This is a genomic window from Okeania sp. SIO2C9, assembly GCF_010672455.1.
GTDB lineage: Bacteria > Cyanobacteriota > Cyanobacteriia > Cyanobacteriales > Microcoleaceae > Okeania.
On sequence record NZ_JAAHGO010000096.1, the window covers coordinates 18,821 to 28,079 of the forward strand.

8 protein-coding genes are annotated in these 9,259 nt (G+C 34.3%); 4 read left to right on the plus strand and 4 right to left on the minus strand.

The annotated features are described in order from the left end of the window. Positions 1 to 189: 189 nt before the first annotated feature. Positions 190 to 1,662 carry a mechanosensitive ion channel domain-containing protein gene (locus tag F6K23_RS35580; RefSeq protein WP_293165219.1) on the plus strand — a complete coding sequence of 491 codons (1,473 nt, stop codon included), beginning with the start codon at positions 190 to 192 and terminating at the stop codon, positions 1,660 to 1,662. Positions 1,663 to 1,936: 274 nt separating this feature from the next. Beyond that, entirely contained in the window at positions 1,937 to 2,179 is a 243-nt protein-coding gene (locus F6K23_RS35585) for a helix-turn-helix domain-containing protein (protein ID WP_293165221.1), read from the plus strand. Positions 2,180 to 2,514: 335 nt separating this feature from the next. On the opposite strand, the gene tatC is transcribed toward F6K23_RS35585, so the two are convergent. Beyond that, entirely contained in the window at positions 2,515 to 3,369 is an 855-nt protein-coding gene (gene tatC / locus F6K23_RS35590) for a twin-arginine translocase subunit TatC (RefSeq protein WP_293165223.1), read from the minus strand. A gap of 377 nt (positions 3,370 to 3,746) precedes the next feature. Between tatC and F6K23_RS35595 the strand changes: the two genes are divergently transcribed. Together F6K23_RS35595 and F6K23_RS35600 are read left to right on the plus strand one after the other, a co-directional pair. Then, positions 3,747 to 5,111, plus strand: a complete 1,365-nt coding sequence (locus tag F6K23_RS35595; RefSeq protein ID WP_293165225.1) for a CHAT domain-containing protein — start codon at positions 3,747 to 3,749, stop codon at positions 5,109 to 5,111. A gap of 197 nt (positions 5,112 to 5,308) precedes the next feature. Then, positions 5,309 to 5,830 carry a DNA-binding protein gene (locus F6K23_RS35600; RefSeq protein WP_293165227.1) on the plus strand — a complete coding sequence of 174 codons (522 nt, stop codon included), beginning with the start codon at positions 5,309 to 5,311 and terminating at the stop codon, positions 5,828 to 5,830. 601 nt (positions 5,831 to 6,431) lie between these two features. On the opposite strand, the gene F6K23_RS35605 is transcribed toward F6K23_RS35600, so the two are convergent. From F6K23_RS35605 to F6K23_RS35615, 3 genes are all read right to left on the minus strand, one after another. Continuing rightward, positions 6,432 to 7,424: an NAD(P)H-dependent glycerol-3-phosphate dehydrogenase gene (locus tag F6K23_RS35605; protein WP_293165228.1), complete on the minus strand. Its 993-nt coding sequence runs from the start codon at positions 7,422 to 7,424 to the stop codon at positions 6,432 to 6,434. Between the two features lie 111 nt (positions 7,425 to 7,535). Next, positions 7,536 to 7,913 carry a hypothetical protein gene (locus F6K23_RS35610; RefSeq protein WP_367267915.1) on the minus strand — a complete coding sequence of 126 codons (378 nt, stop codon included), beginning with the start codon at positions 7,911 to 7,913 and terminating at the stop codon, positions 7,536 to 7,538. A 4-nt stretch (positions 7,914 to 7,917) separates the two neighbouring features. Beyond that, positions 7,918 to 8,655: an HAD-IIB family hydrolase gene (locus F6K23_RS35615; protein ID WP_293165230.1), complete on the minus strand. Its 738-nt coding sequence runs from the start codon at positions 8,653 to 8,655 to the stop codon at positions 7,918 to 7,920. Positions 8,656 to 9,259: the final 604 nt, after the last annotated feature.

Below are 9,259 nucleotides of genomic sequence, written 5' to 3' on the forward strand. Positions count from 1 at the left end.
TTGTGGTTGATAAGTTTTCCTGCTGGAAACTTAATTTTACTTCTATGATTATCATAATAATACTCTATACCAATGAGATTTTTTTTACTTACACAATTTTTAGATAGACTGAGGTTGAACCTCTTTTACATTTGCTATTTAATTTATATATTTAATTTTTCCTCATTTATTAAATACATTGAGTTTAAGATGAATTGGATACTTATAGAAATAAAAAATATATTTAGCCTCTTAGTTCAAATCTTTCAAATTAAACTATTTGAGTTAGGGAATCAATCATTTTCTATCAAGAATATTACTGAAATAATTTTCTTAATTGTTTTATTAGTATTTTTCTCCCGCACAATAAAAAAGTGGATGAAAGAATGGATATTAGTTAATTTAGGAATCAAAAAAGGTACAAGAGAAGCCATCGCTTCTATTATTAATTACATAATAACAATAGCTGGTATCTTAATCGTGCTTCATAATGCAGGCATTGACTTAACCTCAATTACTGTGATTGCTGGTGCTTTAAGTATTGGCATTGGTATTGGCATGAAAAATATTATTAGTAATTTTGTTAGTGGTTTAACAATTTTGATTGCTCAACCAATTAAAATCGGAGATTTTATCGAAGTTGATGATTTATCAGGAATAGTAGAAAAAACCTCAATTCGTTCAACTGTAATCCGAACTCTTGATGGTATTTTTGTGATTATTCCTAATAATTTTCTAGTCGAACAAAATATTATTAACTGGAGTCATAAAGATTCGACCTCTCGCCTACATATTCCTATTGGTGTTGCCTATGGTAGCGATACAATCTTAGTAACAGAAGCACTTTTAGATGCAGCTAGAAAAGAAAAAAAAGTTTTATCAAATCCTTCACCAAAAGTTTGGTTTAAAGGGTTTGGAGATAGTGCCTTAAATTTTGAACTATTAGTCTGGATTAAATATCCTCCTCTTATAGATCCAATCACAAGTTCTTTAAACTTTTTAATAGATTCAGAATTACGTTATCGGAATATTTCTATTCCTTTTCCCCAAAGAGATTTACATATTCGCCAGATTAATGATTTAATTCAAACACATCAAAAAGCAGAGTCAAAAACTGTTGGAAAAAATCAAAAAAAACTTTCAACTTCCTTAGTCAAAAATATAGTAAAAACTCAACAAAATCCCTCAAAATGGAATTTACGAGATTTATTACGACAGATTAGTTATTTCCAGAATTGTAATAATATTGAACTACGAGATATCATTGAAAATGGATATAGAAAAATTGTTCCTCGCGGTGAAATAATCTGTCGAGAGGAAGAGCCAGGAGATTCATTTTATATTATTCTTTCAGGGTCGGTAGAAGTATTTTCAGAAAAAGCAAATAAGTATATTACAACTAGATATGCAGGAGAATTTATTGGAGAAATGTCACTAATATTAGGGATTACTCGTACAGCGAGTCTTCGTGCCACAGAAGATACAATTTTATTTGTAGTAGACCGAGACAATTTACATAATCTTTTGGCAAAACACCAAAGACTAGCAGACAAAATTTCTGAAGAATTATCCCGACGTTTAGAGACTTTAAAAAACTTAGGATTACTGGATAACCAAGAAAATTCCCAAGAAACAGCGATGATTTGGATTCGGAATCGAATTTATACTTTATTTGGTATTTAAAGAATCAAAGCTTGGAGAAGGAACAAGGAAGAAGGAAGAGGGAAGAAAGAAAAGGGACAAAGACTATTTAGCAACAAAAAAACCTAAATTTCCTGTAGATATTCACCCTTGAGTTTACACAAACGATAAAGTGCGGACATGATGCTATACCAAATCCGGTTATTATTATAGGGTAGTTACCAAAAAATTGAGTTTAAAGCCTCGCCCTTCTAGGGCGACTTTTTAGTTTTTTTTTAATAAATATGTTATCGTGCTGTTAGTTTAGATAGGAATTATGAAAGCTAGACTTAAGTATCGTATCTATCCAACATCGGGACAAAAACACCAATTAGCCAAGCTATTTGGTTCGGTCCGTGTGGTTTGGAATGATAGTCTAGCTTCCTGTCAAGAAAAGTATACTTCAGGAGAAAAGAAACCCATTAATTCTGAGCTACAAAAGCTTTTTATTACTCAAGCTAAAAAGACTGAATATAGAGAATGGTTATCAGAAGTTTCTGCTATACCATTACAGGAATAATTGAATGATTTAAACTAGGATTATCAAAACTTTTTCAAAGTACGGACGTTGCATGCAACGTCCCTAGGTCAGAGAAAAAGTAGACCTATTAAACCTCCTAAATTTAAAAGTAGAAAGTCAAAGCAAACTTCTAGGTTTACAAAGGGAGGGTTTAAAGACTGACATAATTTATTTCCTTCTAAATATTATATAGAATCAATATTTTTATCTTTTCTTTTCCAGGTTTAATATCCCACCGTCAATGGGGGTGCTTAAAATTGTTTGGGGTTTGTAGACATGAAGTGGCCTGTCGAAGACTATCCCCATGCAATTAGACCTTCTGCCTTCTGCCTTCTTCAACGTCCTATCAACCTTACGACAAAACTACCACTCAGATAAAGAGCAACTACTGCTCCACCTAATAAACTTTGAGTTAAAGGGTCAGTTGAAGGAGTTAAAACTGCTCCTAAAACTGCTGCACCTAACAATACATATCTCCACCCAGAAAACATTTGTTGAGAAGAAACAATTCCTGAAATACCTAATAAGAATTGCAGAATTGGAATTTGAAATGCTAATGCCGTACTAAACATTAATAGCAATACAAATTCAAAATATTGTTCAATTGACCAAGCTTGTTCTACTACTTCCGAACCGTAACTAATAAAAAACTTCAAAGCTGCTGGTACAATTGCAAAATAAGCAAATACTAATCCCAATCCAAATAAAACTGTAGAGCCTAAAAAAATGGGTCCGAGAAATCTTCTTTCTCTAATAGTTAAACCTGGTAAAACAAACTTAACTATTTGATAAAGTATAAAGGGACTTGCCAAAAGAAAACCACTATAAGCAGCTACTTTAATAGTTACAAAAAAATATTCTCCTGGAGCTAGTTGGAGAAACTTTACTCCATGGGCAGGAACTTCTAGGAATTGGACAATAGGTTTAACTATAATGAAGCAACCAATAATACCTACAACTCCTGCTATTAGAGAATAAAATATTCGCATCCGTAACTCTTCAAGATGGTCAAATAGAGACATTTCCACATCATCAGGAGACCGATCGAGATAATCATCATCTTCTAAATTTTGGCGATCGCCTACTTGAGCTGTATTATTAGGCTTAACTTCAGGCTCTTTCAAGCTTACAGGTGCTAAATTGTTATTATCTGAACCCTCTGGAGGAGTGCTAGTTTCTGGAGGTGTCATATCTGTTTTTGATTTTAGATTAGTCTGTATAAAAGTTCTTATTTTCCACAGTGTAGACCATTGTACCGAGATTCAGTAAGCAAATTCATCTTCTCATAGTGTAGTTTGTGCGTAATTTACAGCGCTTTTCAAGTTGATGAACCACATCTTCACAAATAATACCTTGTAGGGACGTTCCATGGAACGTCCCTACTGTGGTCTACCCAAATGAAAACCTCTGTAGGTCTATTAATCAGCCTTGAAAATAAGTAAAAATCACGAAAATAAGAAAAACTGACTATTGATAGCTGAAGATTAATTGTTATATTTAACCCATCTATAATTTTTGCCTCAATCACAGTCAATAGAGTTGGCTATTAAAATTTTGGAGCCAAATTATGTTTAACAAAAGATGGAAAAAAAATCTGATTTTATCCTTTCTATTTATATTATTGTGCATTAGTAGTATCACTTTAAATACTCTTCTACAAAAACAACCAGCATTTGCTCTGCAAGAATCAGAGTGGGATAAATTATTAAAAGACCAGGCTGTCAAAGAAGTTGTGAATAGAATCGAACAAACTTGGGAAAAAGCTTATGAAAGTTACTTTGATGTTAATCTTTCAGATTTTACATTAACTGTTGAAGCTATAGCTAAACAACTTGATTTATGGAAATCTCAAACTGCTAAAAACCCTGCAGTTGTTTGGGTATGGCCAAGAAAAAAAACAATACAATTAGTATTAATTACTCCCAATCAAATACCAATTATATACAGTGTTACTGATAAAGAGCGAAAGACTGTATTAAATACAGCAAAAATATTAGCTGGGGAAATCATAGATCCCAGAGCACGTCACACAAACTCATATCTAAAACCTGCTCAACAAATTTATCAGTGGATAGTAGCTCCTATGGAATCAGAATTAGAAAAACAAAAAGTAGATACGATTCTTTTTTGTTTAGGACCGGGTTTACGCAGTTTAGCATTATCAGCACTACATGATGGAGAAAAATTTCTCATAGAAAAGTATAGTATTGCTTTAATTCCCGCCTTTAATATGATTGAAACTGAATATAATCCAAGCAAAAATATGCAAGTATTAGGAATGGGGGCATCAGAATTTATCGACCATCAATCTTTACCAGCCGTACCAACAGAATTAAAACAAATTACACAAGAATTATTCCCAGGCAAAGCATTTATTAACGAGGATTTTACAGTTAAAAATTTACAATACCAACGACAAAAACAGAAATTTGGAATTATTCATTTAGCTACCCATGCTGAGTTTAGATCGGGCAAACCCAGTAATTCTTATATTCAGTTTTGGAATCAAGAAAAGCTAAACTTAGACGATATTAGAAATTTGAAATGGCATCAACCAAAAGTAGAATTGTTGGTACTAAGTGCTTGTAAAACTGCAGTGGGAGATAAACAAGCAGAATTAGGTTTTGCTGGTTTGGCTGTGCAAGCTGGAGTTAAATCTGCACTGGCAAGTCTTTGGTATGTTAGTGATTTGGGAACTTTGGCATTAATGAATGAATTTTATCAACATTTTCAAAAAATTCCACTGAAAGCAGAAGCTCTCAGACAAGCACAAATAGCAATGTTAAAAGGGAAAGTAAACTTGAAAAAAGGTGAGTTACATGGTTCTGGCAGTAGAGTAAAATTGCCACAAGAATTAGCAAAATATGGAAATGAAAATTTATCTCATCCTTATTATTGGGCAGCTTTTACTATTATTGGTAATGCTTGGTAATTTAGTAACTTTTTCTCAAAAAAAGTCATACCTATAAGGAATTATCACTTGCCCATCCTAATGAGTCTGAATTCTAGTCCAGGAAAACAAGGTTAACTAGGTTTTATACTTCTTCCCCACTCTTATAACTTTTGAAAAATTTTTCAGAACACTTTACCTGGTATGATAAAAAAATCATTCCGAAATAGTTTAGGCCAATGTTAGTAGGGACAACAGAAGCAGCATTTCTTTTAAATATTTCTACCGCTAGACTCAGACTACTCTTAAAACAAAGTCGTGTTCGAGGAGCAAAGAAAAAAGGTAGATTTTGGGCAATTCCTTTAAACAGTCGGGGAATGCCTGAAATAACCCCTGGTCTTCGAGGTCCACAAGGTACTTGGAACAAAGGAAGGCGTACAGGCAATACCTTTATTCACATCATACGAAAAGTAATAGATGATAACCGAGATAACGGTACCAGCGATCCAGCTATTTCTGTTAAACAAGGCAATCATAATAATAGATGCCATGAAGCGGAAATAGTCGGACCTTGCAAAATCATTTACAGACCTCACAAGCCAAATCGCAGTCAGGCTGGCGGAGCAAGGCTTTGGATTGAGGTTGAGCCTCATATTCAGGTTATCCGCAAAGTTTTCCCAGATTGGGAGATGGAATCTTCACCTCCTGAATCTGTCGAAGCGATAGATAAGCATGATATCAGCAGTATTGCTATTTCCTAGTTTCCATATCCAATAAATTTTTCCTATATTAGTTCTACTGCCTAGCTAGTTTTTGCTCTTAGGCTGAGTTTTACTATGTTTAGATCAGAAGAAGGAGGAAGGAAGAAAGAAGAAGGAAAAATATTGCGTTGTCTGAGTTTTAAGCTTTTGATCTTTCCTAACCTTTCCTTCGACTACTATAAATTTTGAAAAAATCTGAGCATCAGGGGAAAAACTAATTTTTCTTAAACTAGAGGATTAGAATTTCATAAATTCTTGCTATTTTACTACTCACAATCATAAATATTCGTGCAGCTATAAAAACATAGCTAAAGAAAAGGTTGGTGCTTGAGATAGGCTGATGATAAATCGAACACGGTTTGATTTTTTCCCACGGTTTCTTATTGCCTGATGGAGCTGTTCCCTACTACAGGTATCCATGAAAATTAATTTGACATTTGATAAAAGTAGATAACAGAGAACAACAAATATACTTATATACAATAACCGTAGATATATAATTAATTTTGCTTAACTACTTAAAACAAAAAACACATTACTAATCCACAAGTTTTGGGGTTTTCAGTTGAGAATCAATCACAAAATTCAGCTTTCAAATCCCTTATTCAGCTTTCAAATCTCTTTCCATTAGAGCAGCTACTGCTTCTTCAGGAGTAATTTTTCTATTTAATAAAAGAAAAACCTGATGAGAAATAGGCACAGGAATTTCTTCTCGGTAAGCAAGATCGATCAAAACATTCGTAGTATTAACACCCTCAGCAGTACCTTGTAATTCATCTAAAATTTTCTCCAAACTTTTACCTTGAGCTAAACCATAACCAACCCGATAATTTCTACTCAAAGAACTACTACAAGTTGCCAACATATCTCCTAAACCAGATAACCCAAAAAAAGTTTCAGTTTGTCCGCCTAAATGATTACCAACCCGAATAATTTCTGTCAAAGCACGAGTTAACAAAGCTGATTTAGCATTAGTACCAAGTTCCAAACCATCACAAACTCCAGCAGCAATAGCAATAACATTTTTCAAAGTTCCACCTAACTCCGTACCAATAGGATCGGGACTACTATAAACCCGAAATAAACCAGAAGCAAAAATATTTTGTACTGTTGTTGCTGCTGCCTTATTTTTACTAGCAACTACCGTTGCAGTAGGTAATTTATCATTAATTTCTTTTGATAAATTAGGACCAGATAAAACCACGACTGAATTATTAGGAAAATTTGTTTCCCAAATCTGAGAAGGAGTCCGCCTTGTTGCCGGATCTAACCCTTTTGTAGCAGTCACAATAATTACCTTTTCTGATAATCCAATTTTTTTGATTTTTTCTGCCGTTTCATTCACTCCTTTCATAGAAATTGCCGAAACTATAATATCAACATCTTGGAGTATTTCTGATAAATTGACATTCAAGCTACGAGACCATAAACGTATTTCATGTTGATTATGACCAGCCAATTTTGCTAAAGCAGAACCCCATGCACCTGCACCTAGAATAACTAAAGTTGCCTTTTCCCTCGATACTGGATAAGCAGAGTCTAAAGTTCTAATAATTTCTCTTCTTTTATCAGCTTGAGATATTTTATTTACCATGATTTATGATTTTCAGCTATTAGTTAATTACTCAATTTTTGATATAAGTTAGTAGAGTAGGTTAATAGTAATTAACAGAAAAATCACCATTGACGGTGACCTTTCACATAGTCAATACGACCTGCTGCAATAATTAACTTTCGTCCTTGATACTTCATCTTTAATAGATGCAATCAATGCTTGAGTTTCTGGTTTTTCTACTAAGCTCTTGATATATTCTGGAGAAGTTCCGACAGGAAAATAGTCTATTCTGACTAACTGACCTTGGTGACGGATCTGAGTAGTTACTTCTGGTTCTGCTAAAGCTATACCTACTTTGGTAACTTGCTTCCAAGCTATCCATATGCCTTGGTTGACGCTTTTGAAGAAACTTTTGAGAGTGGGAACAATGCCGTTGGGACTTTTCTTCGGTTTATAGTGAACTTTACCATTTTCGATTACTTCGTCATAGGGTTCTCGGTGATAAAGAATAACAAGTGAGGATTTCAATTTATTATGCCTCTAATAATTTAGTGTAATATTTCAAACCATCCCAGATTCCTGCTGTGCCTGGATAAGGACTGTGATAAACGTTGTCCATTGTTGCGATATGTTTTACCAGTTTCTGTTCCGCATTACCTACTGCAACACTTTTGAGTCCTGTTTTGAACAAAGACAAGTCATTGAGAGAATCTCCTGCTAGAATTACATTGTCTGCATTTAATTCTAGTAATTCAATGAATTTTATCAGTGTAGGTCCTTTAGAAACACCTTTAGGTACTACATCTAAATAAACATCAGCAGATAGAATACAATCAAATCCAGCATCAAACACTTTTTGAACCGTGCTTTCTTGGAGTTTTTCTGGTTCGTAATAGTAAGAAACACGCCGTGGACCGCTACATTCTTGAAGTTCTATTCCTGCTTCATTTGCCATCATTTCTTTAACACGATCGCTGGAATTTCCCCAGATTTCTTCAACCCATCCTTGTATTGATTCTAAAGGTTCTAGAGTTTTACCATGAACTATTGTGGTACCAACATCGCCAATAATATAGTCAGGATAAGGAAATTTTGAATCTTCAGATAAGCTTTGCACAAATTCTATGTCTCGCCCAGTCACGAATACTAACAGTAAGCGATGGCGATATTTTTGTAGATATTCATAAAATTCTGCTCGTTGTTCATCTGAACCTCCTAAGAAAGTTCCATCTAGGTCTGTTGCTAGAATCAAGGGATAATCCGAACTCATTTTTTTGTTCTTAACACAGTTTTATTCACAACTACTAACCTACAGCAAATATGGCATTGCTGAGGTGCGAGATGAATATAAGTGGGGTGGGTATCCTGCCTGCGGTGAAAATATCAAGAACGGGGAATGGGCAAGATGCCCCAAACACAAAACTATTAAAATCATCCCGGATTTATGCAACGCCGCAAATATTTGTCTATATATTCAACTGCCCTTGCTTTTATTCATAACAATAACATCTACTGAATAGAATCTTTTTGTTTGATGATCGTCAATCACTTTTTATTATATTCTTATTTTTTATTTCTAAAATACCTCTAGCTTACAGCAGTTTTCAAACGGATAAACTACAGTGTGCATGGGCAACTTAAAAGTATTTTCCTACTCTCATTCCTAGCCAATTTAACGACTCTCCTACCCGACCCCAGTTGTCGGAAATGTTTAATTTTTTTCCTAATCTATAACAAATTCTCCCACACTCCCCATCCCCCTATCCCCCCATCTCCCCATCTCCCCATCTCCCCATCTCCCCATCTCCCCATCTCCCCATCTCCCTACACTTTATCTCCTATTACTATCACCACCACCTTATTTATTTGTCAAG